Source organism: Pseudomonas sp. OE 28.3 (assembly GCF_014268205.2).
Taxonomy (GTDB): domain Bacteria; phylum Pseudomonadota; class Gammaproteobacteria; order Pseudomonadales; family Pseudomonadaceae; genus Aquipseudomonas; species Aquipseudomonas edaphica.
Genome location: NZ_CP077082.1, coordinates 4,050,073 through 4,065,770, shown reverse-complemented (window position 1 = coordinate 4,065,770; position 15,698 = coordinate 4,050,073). Strand labels below are relative to the sequence as shown.

General features: G+C 58.4%; 17 protein-coding genes. 15 read left to right on the top strand and 2 right to left on the bottom strand.

Annotation, left to right across the window (positions count from 1 at the left end):
* Positions 1-3 precede the first annotated feature (3 nt).
* From HU759_RS18010 to HU759_RS17965, 10 genes are all read left to right on the top strand, one after another.
* Positions 4-375, top strand: a complete 372-nt coding sequence (locus HU759_RS18010; RefSeq protein ID WP_186617634.1) for a hypothetical protein — start codon at positions 4-6, stop codon at positions 373-375.
* Positions 372-968 carry a hypothetical protein gene (locus HU759_RS18005; RefSeq protein ID WP_186617633.1) on the top strand — a complete coding sequence of 199 codons (597 nt, stop codon included), beginning with the start codon at positions 372-374 and terminating at the stop codon, positions 966-968. Before HU759_RS18010 ends, HU759_RS18005 begins: the two co-directional genes overlap by 4 nt.
* Positions 965-1,381 (top strand): phage tail terminator-like protein, encoded by a 417-nt coding sequence (locus tag HU759_RS18000; protein WP_186617631.1) that lies wholly within the window; start codon positions 965-967, stop codon positions 1,379-1,381. The genes HU759_RS18005 and HU759_RS18000 overlap by 4 nt, the downstream gene beginning before the upstream one ends.
* Positions 1,382-1,453: 72 nt before the next feature.
* Positions 1,454-2,110, top strand: a complete 657-nt coding sequence (locus HU759_RS17995) for a phage tail protein (protein WP_186617630.1) — start codon at positions 1,454-1,456, stop codon at positions 2,108-2,110.
* 3 nt (positions 2,111-2,113) lie between these two features.
* A complete protein-coding gene (locus HU759_RS17990; protein ID WP_053256732.1) occupies positions 2,114-2,494 on the top strand; it encodes a phage tail assembly chaperone in 381 nt (126 codons plus the stop codon).
* A gap of 47 nt (positions 2,495-2,541) precedes the next feature.
* Positions 2,542-2,814, top strand: a complete 273-nt coding sequence (locus tag HU759_RS17985) for a DUF1799 domain-containing protein (RefSeq protein ID WP_186617629.1) — start codon at positions 2,542-2,544, stop codon at positions 2,812-2,814.
* Between the two features lie 27 nt (positions 2,815-2,841).
* A complete protein-coding gene (locus HU759_RS17980; RefSeq protein ID WP_186617628.1) occupies positions 2,842-5,916 on the top strand; it encodes a phage tail tape measure protein in 3,075 nt (1,024 codons plus the stop codon).
* Positions 5,916-6,254: a phage tail protein gene (locus tag HU759_RS17975; RefSeq protein WP_138453577.1), complete on the top strand. Its 339-nt coding sequence runs from the start codon at positions 5,916-5,918 to the stop codon at positions 6,252-6,254. The genes HU759_RS17980 and HU759_RS17975 overlap by 1 nt, the downstream gene beginning before the upstream one ends.
* Positions 6,255-6,265: 11 nt before the next feature.
* Positions 6,266-7,018: a phage minor tail protein L gene (locus tag HU759_RS17970; RefSeq protein ID WP_186617627.1), complete on the top strand. Its 753-nt coding sequence runs from the start codon at positions 6,266-6,268 to the stop codon at positions 7,016-7,018.
* A gap of 2 nt (positions 7,019-7,020) precedes the next feature.
* On the top strand, positions 7,021-7,818 hold the full coding sequence (locus HU759_RS17965) for a C40 family peptidase (RefSeq protein ID WP_186617626.1): 798 nt from the start codon (positions 7,021-7,023) through the stop codon (positions 7,816-7,818).
* A gap of 133 nt (positions 7,819-7,951) precedes the next feature.
* Here HU759_RS17965 and HU759_RS17960 read toward each other — a convergent pair whose 3' ends face one another.
* Together HU759_RS17960 and HU759_RS17955 are read right to left on the bottom strand one after the other, a co-directional pair.
* A complete protein-coding gene (locus HU759_RS17960; RefSeq protein ID WP_186617625.1) occupies positions 7,952-8,191 on the bottom strand; it encodes a hypothetical protein in 240 nt (79 codons plus the stop codon).
* A gap of 81 nt (positions 8,192-8,272) precedes the next feature.
* Complete coding sequence (locus HU759_RS17955; protein WP_186617624.1) at positions 8,273-8,590, bottom strand: hypothetical protein; 318 nt, start codon at positions 8,588-8,590, stop codon at positions 8,273-8,275.
* A 535-nt stretch (positions 8,591-9,125) separates the two neighbouring features.
* Here HU759_RS17955 and HU759_RS17950 point away from each other — a divergent pair.
* The 5 genes from HU759_RS17950 (at position 9,126) to HU759_RS17930 (ending at position 15,643) form a co-directional block, all read left to right on the top strand.
* A complete protein-coding gene (locus tag HU759_RS17950) occupies positions 9,126-9,713 on the top strand; it encodes a tail assembly protein (protein ID WP_078825112.1) in 588 nt (195 codons plus the stop codon).
* Positions 9,714-9,771: 58 nt separating this feature from the next.
* Positions 9,772-13,335, top strand: a complete 3,564-nt coding sequence (locus HU759_RS17945; RefSeq protein WP_186617622.1) for a phage tail protein — start codon at positions 9,772-9,774, stop codon at positions 13,333-13,335.
* A 328-nt stretch (positions 13,336-13,663) separates the two neighbouring features.
* On the top strand, positions 13,664-14,296 hold the full coding sequence (locus HU759_RS17940; protein ID WP_186617621.1) for a hypothetical protein: 633 nt from the start codon (positions 13,664-13,666) through the stop codon (positions 14,294-14,296).
* A gap of 57 nt (positions 14,297-14,353) precedes the next feature.
* On the top strand, positions 14,354-15,088 hold the full coding sequence (locus tag HU759_RS29895) for a hypothetical protein (RefSeq protein WP_225932997.1): 735 nt from the start codon (positions 14,354-14,356) through the stop codon (positions 15,086-15,088).
* Positions 15,089-15,643: a tail fiber assembly protein gene (locus HU759_RS17930; RefSeq protein ID WP_186617619.1), complete on the top strand. Its 555-nt coding sequence runs from the start codon at positions 15,089-15,091 to the stop codon at positions 15,641-15,643.
* Positions 15,644-15,698 lie beyond the last annotated feature (55 nt).

Genomic DNA, 15,698 nt, shown 5'->3' with positions numbered 1-15,698 from the left:
AACATGGCCACCTTCTACGACGAAATGGCCGTGATGGCTCTGGATATGATCACAGAGTTCGGCCAGCCCGTGACCATCAGCAAGACTGATCCGGGCGAGTACGACCCGGAGACGGGCGGGGAAGCGCCTGGCGCAACCATCGAGCAGATCGCCCACGGCATCCTGCTCGACTTCACCGGCCTGGAATTCCAGAACAACAGCCTCATCAGGCAGGGCGACAAGAAGCTCAAGATTGCCGCGCAAGGATTGGCTTGGGTGCCGGGTCTGCTCGACAAAGTCGTAGCCCAAGGCCGCACATGGTCAATCGTACCTCCTCTGAAAGAGATCAATCCGGCGGGCACGCCGATCCTTTATGAATTGCAGGTGCGATCATGAGCCGGGCAGGCGCCGGCCAGTCCGGTAGCTTCGCCCTGAGCCTGGCCGAGTTCGCCTCGCAGGCCAGCGAAGCCATCGATGCCAGCGTGCGTGAAATTATCATCGAGGTCGGCAGCAGCCTGATACGGATGTCCCCCGTGGGTAACCCGGAGATCTGGGCGCAGAACGCAGTGGCCACCCAGTACAACAAGGCCGTCGATGATCACAACAGCGCGCTGCGCGGTGACCCGGCCAACCTCACGAAGGGCGGCAGGCTCAAGAAGGGCCGCAAGCTCAACGACGGCATGGACATCAAGGCGCCAGAGGGCTACGTCGGCGGCCGGTTCCGGGCGAACTGGCACATATCGCTCGGCGTGGTTGAGAGCGTCACCTTTGACGAGGTGGATCCGAGCGGCGCCGAAACTACAGCGGCGCTGGTTGCAGCAATGAGCGACTTCACCGCCGGCCAGATCGCCTACATCATCAACAATTTGCCCTACGCGATCCCGCTGGAGTTCGGCCATTCCACCCAGGCCCCCGGCGGCATGGTTCGGGTCACCGTGGCTCGCTTTCAGCAGATAGTGCTGGAGGCCATCAGGAACAACCAGGTATGAGTCACGCAATTATCGCTTCGATCTACGAGGCCAAGCTAATCGCCTGGAACGCTGCCAGGCCGGAGAAGCTGAAGATCGTGTTCGATAACACGGCCTACACGCCGGCGGCGGGCGAGACCTATCTGCGAGCCTTCACTATCCCGGGCGACACCGCAAGCAACACGCTCGGCGGTGACCACCGGCTGTTCACCGGTGTTTTCCAGGTCAGCATCATCGCGCCGGCGGGCACCGGCAAGGCCAAGACGAACCCTATAGCGGCTGGACTGACCGATCTGTTCCCGCTATACGCCAGGGACACGAAGAGCGCTGTCACCGTGGTGACCATGTCCCCAGTCGACCAGGGCCCCGGTATCACCGGCGACTCAACCTACACCGTCCCGGTCTCGTTCTTGTACCGAGCCGACACGAACTGATCCCGCCCATTGGGCAAACCCACAAACCCGCCATTGAGCGGGTTTTTTCATATCTGCAAAGAGGAAATACCCATGGGCTACAAAATTCCGGACGGCGGCACCTTCCAGCACGGTGCGACCTATGGCCCGGACATCCCGTTTTCGGCGCTGAGCAACGCGGCTGAAGCCGTGGCCACTGTAACTGGCGGCACGCTCTCGGCTGGCGACATCGTGATCGTCACATCCGGCTGGACTCGCCTGGGCAATCGGGTGGTGCGTGTCAAGGCCGCCACTGCCACCGCCATCACCCTCGAAGGGGTCGACACTACCGACGCGCAGGTCTATCCGGCCGGCTCCGGCATCGGCTCGCTGAAGAAGGTGCTGACCTGGGTGCAGATTCCGCAAATCACTGACGTGGCTTTCGCCGGCGGCACCCAGAACTATCTGGACGTGGTGTTCCTGGAAGACAAGCAGGGCCGCCAGATGCCAACCGACAAGGCTGCCGCGAGCTTGGCGCTGACCATTGCAGATGACCCTGGCCAGGCGTTCAACGCCATCCTGCGTGCAGCGGATGCCAGCCAGACTATTCAGGCCGCGCGCCTGAACCTGCCAGGTAACGACACGCTGTTCTACGGCGCCTTCACATCGTTCTCCAACCAGCCGACTGTGTCTCGCAGCAACTTGCTGACCCGGACCGTGAACCTGGCGCTGCAGGGCGAACCGACCCGTTACCTGACTGCGGTGGCATAACCCATGGCAAAGATCAGAATCGCCCAGAACCCGACGTTCAAGGCCTTCGTGTCGATCCCTATCGTTGGGGGCGAGCCCGAGAAGATCGAGTTCACCTTCAAGTATCGGGATCGTCCAGGGCTTGCCGCCTTGTTCGATGAATGGACCCTGAAGCGTGACGAGGCACAGGCCGCCCTCGGCGATAAGCCTACGCTTTCCGAAATCGTAGCCGCTGACACTGAGCAGCAAGCGCAGCAGATCAAGGACCTGGTGGTCGGCTGGGGCTTCGATGACAAGTTCGACGATAAGAGCATCCTGGCATTGGTGAAGTCCTGTCAGGGCGCTGCTGAGGCAGTCGTGAACGCCTACCAGAACGCATTCAGCCAGGCCCGCCTGGGAAACTGACAGACGCCGCCCGCGCACTCTACGCGCCGGCGGCACCTGCTGAACTGATGGGTCTGTTTGGGCTTTCCCCGGGTGACCTTGAAGAGGTGACCGAGGTATGGCCCTGCAACTGGCCGGCGTTCTTCCTGTTCAACCGGATGTCGACTCAGTGGAGGGCGGGCGCCGGCGGCGCGATCGGTCTCGACTACACCTGCATCCGCGACGTAGCCGGGTTCCTCGGCATCAAGAAAAAGAAACTCGCTGAAATCTTCCCTGACATTCAGGTGCTGGAAGGCGAGGCCCTGCGCGTCATGGCGGAGGAAAGGGAAAACAGCCCGTAACCACGGGCACTTATTCAAGGTGAGTCGATGAACATTGCAGAACTCGGCGTCAAGATCGACTCGGCCGATGCAATCCAGGCTAAAACGAGCCTGGATGATATGGCGAAGGCTGGCGGCCGGGCCGAGCAGTCCGCTGTTTCGCTGATGAACGAAATGCAGGCGCTGGAGAAATCGCTTTCTACCAACGCCAAAACCACGCAGGACCTGGCAAAGCAGCGTGACGCGCTCGCCAAACTGACCAAGACCGGCGCCTATGGCGAGGCCGAGGCAGCGAAGATCTCGGCTCAGCTCGACAAGCAGCAGGTGGCCTTGGCCAAGTCGGCCATGGATGAGCAGAAGGCCCTCAACAGTCTGTTGGGTGCCATCGACCCGGCTCGCGCGGCCCTGGCCAAGCTGGATACCCAGGTAGAGCAACTGGGCAAACATCTGGATGCTGGGCGCTTGAGCCAGGAGGATTACAACAAAGCCCTGAGCAATATCGATAAGGATTACGCAAAGCTCGAAAAAACCAATACCGGTTTCGACAAGCTGCGCCTGGGCACTCGGCAAGCTCAGGAAAACGTTGTTCAGTTGGGCAATGCATTGTCTTCGGGCGACTGGGGTAGTGGTGTTCGCGCCGTGGCTCAGTTGGGCGCTGGCGCGGGTGCAGGGGCTGTTGGCTTGCTTGCCATCCTGACACCGCTGGCTCTGGCTACCGCCGCCGTAGGCGGTCTTGCATACGCCTACCATCAAGGCAGTGAGGAGCAAGATAACTACAACAAGGCGCTGATCCTCACAGGCAATTACGCCGGTGTGAGTGCGGGCCAACTGAGCGATATGGCGCGTCAGATCAGCGCAACGGTCGGTACTACTGGCCAGGCCGCAGAGGTGCTGTCGACGCTGGCAGGCAATGGAAAGATTGCGGGTGCGAGCTTCGTTGAAATTTCAGAAGCCGCCTTGGCGATGGAGAAAGCGACGGGGAAGTCTGTCGATGCGACGGTAGCGGAGTTCGTAAAGATTGCTGAGGACCCAGTTGCTGCTGCGAAGTCTCTGAATGATCAGTATCACTTCCTGACCGCCTCGGTTTACTCACAGATTGTTGCGCTTAAGGAGCAGGGCGACACCATTGGTGCAGCGAAGCTCTTGACCGACACTTACGCCGACACCGTAAAGGGCAGGGCTGGTGAGATCACTCAGAATCTCGGCACTATCGAAAGGGCGTGGAAAGGCATCACGGATGAGGCCAAGAAGTCCCTCGACGCGATAAAAAATATTGGTCGCGATGAAGGGCCGGCCAAAAGGATCGCTGAACTTACCCAAAGTGCGGCTTACGCTCGAAGCGTGCTCAAAGCTGACCCGGATGACACGGACGCCAAAAAGAAACTCGCGGCTTCTGAGAAGGAACTGTATCAGCTTCAGCTTATGGTCTTTGTTGGCGGTCAGCGAACCAAAGCCCAAGAGGATCAGGTGCGTGTTCAGCAAGAAGGGATTGATGCCGAGCAGAAGCTCAAGGCAATCAGCGATTCAAACCTGACCAATGCAGAGAAACGCAACAAGCTGATCAAAGATTACCAGCGGTCCGTCGAAAATCTCCGCAAAGCAAACCCGGACAGTCCGCTCGTCCAGCCAGATTATGTGGCTAAGACGATCCAAAACATTAAGGACAAGAACAAAGACCCCGCGGTTGCTGCCGGCAGCGTGGATCTGACCGGCTTCAATGACGCGAAGAACAACCTCGCGGCCATCGCTACCGACTACAAAAACTACCAGAAGCAGTTGGACGCGGCGCAAAAGTCTGGGCTTATTTCAGAGGCAGACTACCTGTTACGGCGCCAAGCCCTGATTGGTAATGAGCGCGACCAGGTAACGGCGGCCTACGAGGCCGAGATATCCGCTCTGGAGGACGCCAAGGGCAAGAAGTCCACCACTGCCGCGCAGAGCATCCAGCTGGACCAGAAGATCGCTGACGCGCGCGCAGGGATGGTCAAAGCGCAGAAGGACGCTGACAGTCAGCTTGAAGTCCTGGCGACCAACGAGACCGGGCGCCTGGCCAAGCAAGAGCGCGCGATCAGCACCTACGTGCAGGCACTGGAGCAGCAACAGCGAGCCCTGGAGCTTGCCGGGCAGCGCGCGGTTCTTGGCGTGGGGCAGGGTGACCGCCAAAACGCACTCAGCGGCGAGCTGAACAGCCAGCAAGACCGGTTTGCTCAGCAGTCGCTGGAGCTGGCCAACCAGAAGTCCGATCCGTCGCGCAATATGTCGGAGGAAGAATTCAAGCGTAAGTCGCAGGCGCTCGCCGACGCGAACAAGGCTGCCACTGACCAGATTCGGCAAAACTATGCGGATGTGGAAAATGCGCAGGGTGATTGGACCAAGGGCGCAACAGCGGCGTGGGACAACTACTTGGATTCGGCACGAAACGTCGCCGGGCAGACGAAAAGCCTGTTCGGCAACGCCTTCAGCTCCATGGAAGACGCGGTCGTCAACTTCGCCACGACAGGTAAGTTCTCGTTCGCAGACTTCACGAAGTCGGTTCTCGCTGATATGGGCCGCATTGCAACACGCCAGGCGAGTTCAGCATTGCTGAGCAGCCTGGTGGGCTCGGCAGCGAGTTACCTAGGCGGTAGCGCGGCCGGCGGCAACGGACTGGCGGCTGGGTCTGCTGGTGCCGCGTCTTCAAACCTTGGGGCCTCAGCTGGCGGCTATTCCGGTTCGTACTTCCCGCAAGCCTTGGGTGGCGCCTGGTCGGGGGGTGTACAGATGTTCGCCGACGGTGGCGCCTTTACCAACACCATTGTCAGCAAGCCCACGGCGTTCGGTATGGCCAACGGCAAAACAGGGATCGCTGGCGAGGCGGGGCCGGAGGCGATCATGCCGCTGACCCGGACATCCAGCGGCAAGCTGGGGGTTATGGCGATGGGCGGCGGCGGGGCTGGCGCAACGCAGATCAATGTCGAAGTGCATATCGACGGAGACGGCAACGCATCATCCTCCGCCGACGCGCCTGGCTACGACCTGTTTGGCAAAGAACTGGCTGCGTTCGTTGAGCAGAAGTATCAGCAACTGCGCAACAAGGACATGGGCCAGGGCGGCGTCATCAACAAAGCAATCAAGGGGCGCTGATGGCAATCGAGCGATTCACCTGGGCAACGGAGAAGGGCGCGGAGGGGGAAATCACCCAGCGCGTCCGTTCCAAAAAGTTCGGCGATGGCTATGAGCAGTCGGTCGAGGACGGACTGAATAATCAGTCGGAATCCTGGCCGGTTACGTTTACCGGTATGGCATCCCGTATCCTGGAGATTAGGAAGTTCCTCGACAGGCATAAGGGGGCAAAAGGCTTTCTCTGGACGCCGCCCCTCGGCGAGCTTGGCCTCTACAAGTGCAACGGTTACAAGCCTGTGCACCGTGGTGGCCAGGTCTACGCCATCACCGCCACCTTCCAGCAAACCTTTCACCCTTGAGATAACCGCCCATGGCACTGATCACGGACATCCAGAAACTGGAGCCCGGCGGCGAGGTCCGTCTGTTCGAAATTGACGGCACCGAGTACGGTGCGGATTACCTGCGCTTCCATGGGCACGCCATCCCGCACACGCCTGAGGAGCTGCTGGCCTACGAGCATTTGGAAGAGGATCTGCCGGCCAAGTCAATTTGGTGGCAGGGCGCCGAGTACGCGGCCTGGCCGGTACAGATTGAAGGTATTGGCTCCAGCAGCGATGGCACAGCTACTCGACCAACCTTCGCCGCTGGCAACATCAACGGGCGCGTCACGGCGTTATGCCTAGCCTTCGAGGATATGCTCAAGTTCAAGCTGACGGTTCGCGAGACTCTGTCGCAGTACCTGGACGCGGCCAACTTCTCCGAGGGCAACCCAACTGCTGATCCGACTCAGGAAGCGCTGGAGATCTGGTACATCGACCAGAAAACCAGTGAGGACGGTGAGGCTGTAGTTTGGGAGCTCTCTTCCCCGGGCGAGATCGACAACCACGGCTTGCCCGGCCGGCAGATGACGACGTTCTGCCACTGGGCGATGACCAACGGTTACCGGGGGCCAGATTGCGGCTACACCGGCGCGGCCATGTTCGATGACGAGGACAATCCCACGGATGATCCGGCCCTGGACCAGTGCAAGGGCTGTCTGTCGTCCTGCAAGCTGCGCTTCGGCGAGAACAACGAACTGTCCTTCGGTGGATTCCCTGCCGTATCCCTCATTGCCCGGAGCTGACCATGCGTAAGCACATCATCGCGGCCGTCCAGGCGCACGCGGCGGCGGAATATCCGCGTGAATGCTGCGGCCTGCTGCTGGCCGTCGGCCGGGCGCAGAAGTATTACCCCTGCCGGAACATCGCCCCTGAGCCGAACGAAGAGTTCCGGCTCGATCCCGAGGACTACGCCGCAGCGGAGGACCAGGGTGATGTGATCGGCATCGTTCACTCTCACCCGGACGCCACCAGCAGGCCATCACCGCATGACTTGGCCATGTGCGAGGCCACGGCCTTGCCCTGGCACATTCTGTCCTGGCCCGAGGGCGACATGCGCACGATCACGCCGACGGGCAGCACGCCGCTGCTCAAGCGTCCGTTCGTGCATGGTGCATGGGACTGCTGGCAAGTGTGTGCTGATTGGTATGCCCGCGAGTGGGGCCTGGAATTCGAAGCCTTCCAGCGCACCGATGGCTGGTGGGAAAGCGCGGAGAACACCAGCCTGTACGAGCAGCACTATGAGGCCGCCGGCTTTGTGCGCGTCGACCGACCGCAGCGCGGTGACATGATCGTTATGCAGGTTGGGCGAACCGCTCACCCCAATCATGCCGGGATTTATCTGGGGACCGATCCGTCGCTGTCTGGTGAGGATTCAGGTGTGTTTGGCCCAGGCCCGTTCATGCTGCACCACCTGTACGGCAGGCCGTCGGAAATCATCGTATTCGGCGGCCCCTGGCACGACAGGACGCGCCTGATCCTCAGGCACAAAGACGCAAAACAACCAACAGGACGCGGCACGGCCGCGGGAGAAATGTATGAGTAGGGTTTCCGAAGCTGCAAAAGTCGAGAACGTCTCAACAGGCGGCACTAAAAACGATCAAAGCCTGAAAGGCCGCTGGCGCGTCATCATAAAAAAATGCGAGCGCAGCGGACTGAATTACGCGGCCGGATTTGGATCAAATAACCAGAGCTATTAGGCTGTCGATATGACTGTTATATAGATCCTTGTCGATATCGCTATGGCGTTGAGCCTTCAGAGCCACGAGGTCTTGGATTAGAGCGTCTGCTACGGCTGGATTACCTTGAGTGGCCCTTCGGCTCACGGCAGCTATGGCGTTTTGGTTGAAGAGGATTATGGTCCTTACAACTACTTCAAGTTCGCTCAAGCGTTGTTCCGCTGTCTTAACTTCACTCATTTCATCTTCCTTGCGTTGTCCGCGCCGATATTGGCGCTATCCCAGTCCTTGGGCTTGCAGACAAAGGACTGGGGAATCCCTTTATATTCTCGGTGGCTCGTCGTACATCAAGAACCAATCGTTGGCCATTGCGGTGAGGAGATCATCGTTCGATGATCCGACGTTTTCGATGAATTCGTCTATGGCGCCGAAATCGACGTCCGTAGCCTTAAAGACGCCGTTGCTTGAAGAGGGGTAGGGAACCAAGCGCATGCCTACGTTTTGACCGGCCATATACGTACCAGCCATAGCGGACTTGATTGCCAGTCGCGCCTCGGGGCGATTGTTACAAAGGTTGGACTTTAAGGTGTTGCGCATTATTGCAAGATCGTTAGCCCTGCGCTTGTTAGGGTTTTCCATTACGCCTCCTGGGTCGCCACGACCCGAGGCATTACCCTACAACCAAGCGACGAAGTCGTACCACTGGCATTCCATCCACGCTGGATGCCCGGCCAGGTCCGGGGTACAGTCGCTACTTTCAGGACGAGGATCGATCATGCGGATTTTGATAGCGGCGGTAGCGGTGGCGATGCTGGCGGGGTGCACAACACCTGGCGACCTAAAGTCGGGGAAAGCCACCATCAGCGCGTCTTCGAGTAAGGAGCCTAAGCAATACGCACTTTGCGTCATGCCAAAATGGCAGGATGCTCGCTCGGGCGCCACTATGACTGAAACCGCAAGTGGTTACAGACTCATCGTAGCGACCGACTCGACGGCTGAGGAACTTCTTGAGGTAAATCGCTCTCCGAAAGGCAGCAGTGTTGCACTTTATCAGCGGTTGTCCTGGGCGCCCGGTTACGGCCGATCAGCAATTGAAAAGGCAGTTCGCGACTGCCTTTAACGAACAACCGCATCGAGCCGCCTACGGGCGGTTTTTTATTGCCCGGAGAAAACTATGGCAGCGCTCGCAATCGAATACCAGCCACTCACTACCGTCCTTCTTTTTGGTCAGTTACGCCAGTTCGGCCGATCCTTCAGGCTGTCGGTGAGAACCACGGCAGAGGCAATCAAGGCTCTTTGCGTGCAAGTTCCTGGCTTTGAGCGATTCTTGTCGAATGCGAAGTCCCGAGGTATAGAGTTCGCGGTCTTCAGGGGTAAAAAGAATATTGGAGAGGGTGAGCTTTCTTTTGGCGGGGAAGGAGATATCCGCATTGCCCCAGTGATTACTGGTAGCAAGCGAGCAGGGATTCTCCAGACGATTGTTGGTGTCGTCCTGCTCGCTATTTCGTACGTGTTCCCGGTCACCGCGCCGTATCTGGCGCCGGCAGGCATCGGTCTCGTCGCCGGCGGCGTTATACAGATGCTCAGCCCCCAGGCCGGCGGCCTCAAGACAAGCGCCGCGCCCGAGAACACTCCCGGCTACGCCTTCGGCAGCGCCAAGAACACCACGGCCTCCGGCAACCCGGTTCCGCTCTGCTACGGCAAGCGCCGAGTTGGCGGGGCGATCATCAGCGCCGCGATCTACGCCGAAGACCAGATGTAAACCAAATTGCAGCACTGCAGCCGGCCATGAGCCGGTTTTTTATTGCCTGGAGAAAAGCATGGGCGCAGCACAGAAGCTGGACATTTACGGTGCCAAGGGCGGCTCCGACAAGCCAAAAACGCCAACCGAAGTGCCAGATAGCCTGCGCTCTGTCGCGATCGCCAAGATGCTCATCGCTGTAGGGGAGGGCGAGTTCGAAGGAACGCCAACAGCCAAGGATATCTATCTCGACAACACGCCGCTTCAAGATCCACAGGGCAATATGAACTTACCGAACGTTAAGTGGGAGTGGCGTACCGGCGCCGTGGATCAGAGCTATATCCAGGGCATCCCTTCGGTCGAGAACGAGACCACCATCAGCACCGAACTGCGCAGCGGCACGCCGTGGGTGCGGGCCATCAGCAATACCCAGCTTTCCGCTGTGCGCGTTCGTTTTGCGTGGCCGGCGCTCCAGTCGGTGGACTCTGGCGGCAACATTAACGGCTATCGGATCGAGTACAAGGTCGAGCTTGCGACCGATGGTGGCGCCTATCAGCAGGTGCTGAGCGAGGCTGTAGACGGCAAGACCACAAGCCTGTACGAGCGCACACGCCGTATCGATCTGCCAAAGGCGACCACTGGCTGGTTGATGAAAATCACGCGCCTGACCATTAACCAAAACAACAACAAAATCTCCGACACGATGCAGATCGCCGGTTTTACCGAGGTGATTGACGCCAAGATTCGCTACGCAAATACCGCGCTGCTCTACATCGAGTTTTCAGCCGAGCAGTTCCGCAGCATCCCGGCGGTGACCGTAGAGACCAAGCTGAAGAAGATGCAGGTGCCGAGCAATTACGATCCTGTGTCTCGCACCTACTCGGGCGTTTGGGACGGCACGTTTAAGCAGGCCTGGACCGATAACCCGGTTTGGATGACCTACGACATAACTACTGCCGACCGCTTCGGCCTTGGCCGTCGCATAAAGCCGTGGATGGTAGACAAGTGGGAGCTGTACAGGATTTCGCAGTATTGCGACCAGATGGTGACGGACGGGAAGGGCGGGCAAGAGCCGCGCTTCATCTGCAACTTGAACCTTCAGAGCAAGGCTGACGCCTGGTCGCTGCTTCAGGATATCTCGACCATTTACCGTGGCATGACCTACTGGGCCCAGGGCCAGGTGTTCACGCTGGCAGATATGCCGCGCGCTACTGACTTCGATTTCGCCTATACCCGTGCGAACGTCATTGACGGCAAGTTCACCTATTCGAGCGCATCGGAGCGAACCCGTTACACGCGGGCTCTGATCAGCTACGACAACCCACTGAACAACTACGACACCGACGTTACTGCGGTAACCGACCAGAAGCTGCAGCGGCGCTACGGCGACAACCCGCTGGAAATCAGCGCTATCGGCTGCACCCGCGAATCCGAGGCCCAGCGCCGGGGGAAGTGGGCACTGCTCACCAACTCCAAGGATCGGGCTGTCACCTTCAAGGTCGGTTTGGACGGGCGCATCCCGCTGCCTGGCTATGTGATCCCGATCGCCGACGAACTGCTGGCTGGTCGTTCTGTCGGTGGTCGGATCTCGGCGGTGAACGGCAAAGTCATCACCTTGGATCGCGACACCCAGGCAAAGCCCGGCGACCGGCTGATCCTCAACCTTCCAGACGGCAAGTGTGAAGGTCGCACCGTGCAGTTGGTCAACGGCCGGCAAATCACCGTGACCGTGGCTTACTCCGTGGCGCCCGAACCTGAACTGGTGTGGGCGCTGGATGCTGACGACCTGGCCATCCCGCTTTACCGCGTGGTGAGCGTGGCCCGGCCAGAGCCTGGCGTGTTCGAAATCTCGGCCGTGCAATACGACCCGAGCAAGTTTGCGCACATCGACACCGGCGCGCGCCTGGAAGAACGGCCGATCAGTGTTATCCCGATCACCGTGGTTCCGGCGCCTGCCAGTGTCACCCTGACATCGAGCTACGCGGTAAATCAGGGGATCGCGATCAGCACCATGAACATCTCTTGGCCCGCTGTTCCTGGCGCAGTCGCCTATGACGTGGAGTGGCGCAAGGATAACGGGAACTGGATCAAGGTGCAGCGTACCGGCTCGACGAGCGTGGACGTCACCGGCATCTATTCGGGCGCCTACTTGGCCCGCGTGCGGTCGGTGAGCGCCTTCGAAATCTCGTCGATCTGGAAAAGCTCCAACCTGACCAACCTGGAAGGGAAGGTAGGCCTGCCTCCGGCGGTGTCGTTCCTGACCACAACCAGCGAGCTGTTCGGCATCAGCATCAAGTGGGGTTTCCCCGCTGGTGCAGAGGATACCCAGCGCACCGAGCTGTGGTATGGCCCGGCGAATAACCTGCAGGCTGCGACCAAGCTTGCCGACCTGGCATACCCGCAGGCCGACTACCGCATGCAGCAACTGCTGGCAGGCGCAACGTTGTTCTTCTGGGCGCGCCTGGTGGACCGTACCGGCAACATCGGGCCGTTCTATCCGGTGGTGAATGGCGTGATGGGCCAGGCAAGTTCGGACGCTGGGCCGATCCTGAACATGCTCGCCGGCAAGATCAGCAAGACCGAACTGGGCCAGGACCTGCTCAGCGATATCAAAAAAATCCCAGGCCTGCAGGATCAGATCGACGCACTCGACGACATCCTGTTGTACGACGCAGCGAAAACCTATGTCGCTGGCGACACCGTTCGCCAAGGGCAGCGGCTGTATCAGGCCATTGCCAGTGTGCCGACCAACAAGCCACCACCGAATGCTACCTACTGGCTGGACGTGGGGCAGACCGTTGGATCTGTCGGGGCCTTGGCGCAGCAGGTAGCGCTGAACAAAACCAGCATCGAAACCGTTGACGGCAAGGTAACTGCGCAAGGTTCTACGCTAAACGTGCTTCGAGCCGCCGCCAGGGACGATAGCGGCAATGGTGACAAGATCGACGCGTTGAAGGCATGGGCCAGTACGGCATCAATCGCCACGCAAGCGAAGGTAATCGCCTCAAACGAGGAAGCATCAGCCCAGCGCACCACGACACTGGATGCCAAGGTAAACCAAAACGCCGCCAACGTGACGATTCTGGAAAGCACCGTAGCCACCAATAAGCAGGCCTCTGCTCAGCAAGTGGCCCAGGTCAACGCCGAGGTAGCCAACAACAAGGCTGCAATCCAGCAGACTACATCAGCGCTTGCCGATACCAATGGAAAGCTGTCGACGATCTGGTCGGTGAAGATGGAGACCACTGCCGGCGGGCAGAAGTACGCTGCGGCTTTCGGACTGGGCCTACAGGTCGATCCTTCTGGGGTGTCGTCGCAGTTCGTGGTCAGGGCTGACACGTTCATGTTGCTCAACTTGGCCAATGGCGTGCCGGTTTCGCCGTTCTCGGTCACTGGCGGCCAGACTTTCATTAAGTCCGCATTCATTGAAAACGGCAGTATCAACATGCTTAAGATTGGCCAGGCGCTGCAGTCTGATGACTACGACCCAGGACTTAAAGGTTGGATTCTTAAGAGGGACGGTACCTTCGAAATTAACGGCATCGTCGCCGGTCAGGGGCGTTCCGTTATGACAAACCGCTCGCTGAGATTCTGGGATGTAAACGGAGTTAAGCGCGTACAACTTGGAGATCTGAGCGAATGAGTTCTGGTATTAGGATTTGGAGTGCTACAGGCAATCTAGAGCTAGATGAGAACTCGTTTACCGTAAGGGTTGTTTACTCGGCGCTCGTTACGAACTCTGGACGAAATGTCTACATCCCAATTGCAGGGGTAAGCCCGTCTACTCACACAGCGATTTGCCTACCGAATGTGGCGTGGTCAAACAGTAACGATGGGCAGAGCGCCGCTGTGTCGCAGTTTGATGCGCAAATTCTTCAAGGAGGAGTAACGGTTTGGTTTTCTAATAGAAACATGTCTAACGGACGAATTGGGGTTGGTACTCAAAGGCTATTAGTATTGAGGTACAGGTGATGGCGTACGGGCTGGAGTTTAAAAATGGATCAGATGTTGTAACGTTGGATTCTGAATTTTCAAGGCTGGTCGTATTGTTCTCGGCAAGGTATTCAGGTGGGGCCAGCTTTCCCGTCCCGATTACCTCTCCGGAACCCCCTTTAATTTTTGCCAAGCCGGACGGGAATGGCGCATTCCAATGGATAAGAATGCTAGGTGCACCTGGTAACTGGACGGGCTGGCTAAATCAATCAAGCACTCCCGGCACATATTTCATAGCAGCTTATGAATCTAAACCGACGGCCAGTTATGGGATGAGGCTATGGGACGGGGGCTCAAAACTACTATTTGATAATGGAACCCCCTGCGCACAAATTACCAGCGTCATAACGGGGTGGAATTATTTGGGTGCTACCAATACATCTGTTGGTCGGTGGACGTTTACATGGAATGCATCTGCACCTTTGAGTGCTGGGAATTACATGCTGATAAACAATATTGCATATGATCTTCCTGGGAATGATACGTTTTCGAAATTGAGCTGTGGTTGGAATTACGCCAGTAACGTGGTTACAGCAGTTCTTCAGAATATTGGGGATTTTAGGGGTGATAGCTTCTTTGTTCCGTTGATATTCGCGAAACCAATAGCTTGATTTAAGCTAACAAAAATTATGCCGCCTTGAGCGGTTTTTTATTGCCTGGAGAGAAGTATGGTGTGGCAAAGAGCCGGAACAGTTGCTGTGCAGAATGGCAGCACCACAGTCGTCGGAACTAACGTGGATTTTGCGGCGAGCAGCAGGAATGGCGATTCATTCGTTGGTCCAGATGGAGCCACATACGAGGTGGCCAACGTCGCCAGCTCTACGGTTATTTCAATCCTGCCTGCGTACAAGGGCCCAACTGCTAGCGGCGCCGCCTACGCGATTATGCCGGTGCAGGGCTACGACAAGATGCTGTCGGATGCCTTCAACAACCTGAATAACCAGTTCGGCACGAAGCTGGCGGCTCTTGGCACAACTGGGAATTATGACATTTTGCCAACGAGTAAGGGGGGCACTGGTCGGACGTCGGTTGGCACTTCCATTGGGTCTGACGTGGTAACGAGCGCAACAGACACAGGTGCCGGCAGACTGCTTAATGTTGGCTATGGCGGGCTGGGCGCTGACTCTGCCAACTACCCAGCTGCATCTGCGGCAGATGCAACGGTTGTAGGTGGAGCCTATTTGGTTCCTACAAGCGTTGTCGGAACGCCTTACTCCGGATACTGGGGGATGCGCGTAGAGCGGGCTTTCAGCAATTACTGCCTGCACGATGTTTGGGACCTGAACGATACCAATGCCCGCTACTTTGCCATTGCGAGCAATGGTGCTTTCACTGGATGGAACAAGTATTACCACACCGGAAATACCACCCGTGCCGCCGACGGCACCTTGAAGGCGATCTAAATGACTACTCGCGCAGCAATAAATATCCTTGGGGAAACTGGCGCTCTAATCGATATCACCTCTCTGGGGGTCGCTACTATCACCACGGACCACCCTGGCCCTGGCCAGTACTTGGTTCGCGGCACGCTTGGAATGGCGCCGGCGCCCCAGGGTTGGGGTTACGTGCTGAACCAAATGGATGCGGCCTGCTCAGTGGCGATCAGCTATACCGACGGCGTTCTTGCGGTGAGCGTTGCCAAAGATGGTGAGCCAGCTGATCTGGCGCACAGCATAACCCTGCACGTCGCAGTGGAGTCTCTGCTGCCTCAGGAAATGCCGGTGCTGGTACCACCGGCCTTTGATCCTCTTGAGCGTGCCCAGGCCGAGATCGCGCGCCTTCGAGCAGATGCCGATTACGCAGTTGCGCCGCTGCAGGATGCCGTAGATGTTGATGAGGCAACCGAGACAGATGTCGCTGCGCTGAAGGCCTGGAAGAAATACCGGGTAGCGCTGAACCGAGTTCCAGAGCAGGCCAGCTACCCGGGCAACATCGATTGGCCGGACGTTCCTGCATAACAGCTCGACTGAATACCACGACCGCCATGGGAGGTTTTTTTTCGCCTGGAGAGAA

What these genes read in the sequence shown, in the direction of transcription:
- HU759_RS18010 (WP_186617634.1), top strand. Translation starts at nt 4, where the DNA reads ATGGCCACCTTCTACGACGAAATGGCCGTGATGGCTCTGGATATGATC.
- HU759_RS18005 (WP_186617633.1), top strand. Translation starts at nt 372, where the DNA reads ATGAGCCGGGCAGGCGCCGGCCAGTCCGGTAGCTTCGCCCTGAGCCTG.
- HU759_RS18000 (WP_186617631.1), top strand. Translation starts at nt 965, where the DNA reads ATGAGTCACGCAATTATCGCTTCGATCTACGAGGCCAAGCTAATCGCC.
- HU759_RS17995 (WP_186617630.1), top strand. Translation starts at nt 1,454, where the DNA reads ATGGGCTACAAAATTCCGGACGGCGGCACCTTCCAGCACGGTGCGACC.
- HU759_RS17990 (WP_053256732.1), top strand. Translation starts at nt 2,114, where the DNA reads ATGGCAAAGATCAGAATCGCCCAGAACCCGACGTTCAAGGCCTTCGTG.
- HU759_RS17985 (WP_186617629.1), top strand. Translation starts at nt 2,542, where the DNA reads ATGGGTCTGTTTGGGCTTTCCCCGGGTGACCTTGAAGAGGTGACCGAG.
- HU759_RS17980 (WP_186617628.1), top strand. Translation starts at nt 2,842, where the DNA reads ATGAACATTGCAGAACTCGGCGTCAAGATCGACTCGGCCGATGCAATC.
- HU759_RS17975 (WP_138453577.1), top strand. Translation starts at nt 5,916, where the DNA reads ATGGCAATCGAGCGATTCACCTGGGCAACGGAGAAGGGCGCGGAGGGG.
- HU759_RS17970 (WP_186617627.1), top strand. Translation starts at nt 6,266, where the DNA reads ATGGCACTGATCACGGACATCCAGAAACTGGAGCCCGGCGGCGAGGTC.
- HU759_RS17965 (WP_186617626.1), top strand. Translation starts at nt 7,021, where the DNA reads ATGCGTAAGCACATCATCGCGGCCGTCCAGGCGCACGCGGCGGCGGAA.
- HU759_RS17960 (WP_186617625.1), bottom strand. Translation starts at nt 8,191, where the DNA reads ATGAGTGAAGTTAAGACAGCGGAACAACGCTTGAGCGAACTTGAAGTA.
- HU759_RS17955 (WP_186617624.1), bottom strand. Translation starts at nt 8,590, where the DNA reads ATGGAAAACCCTAACAAGCGCAGGGCTAACGATCTTGCAATAATGCGC.
- HU759_RS17950 (WP_078825112.1), top strand. Translation starts at nt 9,126, where the DNA reads ATGGCAGCGCTCGCAATCGAATACCAGCCACTCACTACCGTCCTTCTT.
- HU759_RS17945 (WP_186617622.1), top strand. Translation starts at nt 9,772, where the DNA reads ATGGGCGCAGCACAGAAGCTGGACATTTACGGTGCCAAGGGCGGCTCC.
- HU759_RS17940 (WP_186617621.1), top strand. Translation starts at nt 13,664, where the DNA reads ATGGCGTACGGGCTGGAGTTTAAAAATGGATCAGATGTTGTAACGTTG.
- HU759_RS29895 (WP_225932997.1), top strand. Translation starts at nt 14,354, where the DNA reads ATGGTGTGGCAAAGAGCCGGAACAGTTGCTGTGCAGAATGGCAGCACC.
- HU759_RS17930 (WP_186617619.1), top strand. Translation starts at nt 15,089, where the DNA reads ATGACTACTCGCGCAGCAATAAATATCCTTGGGGAAACTGGCGCTCTA.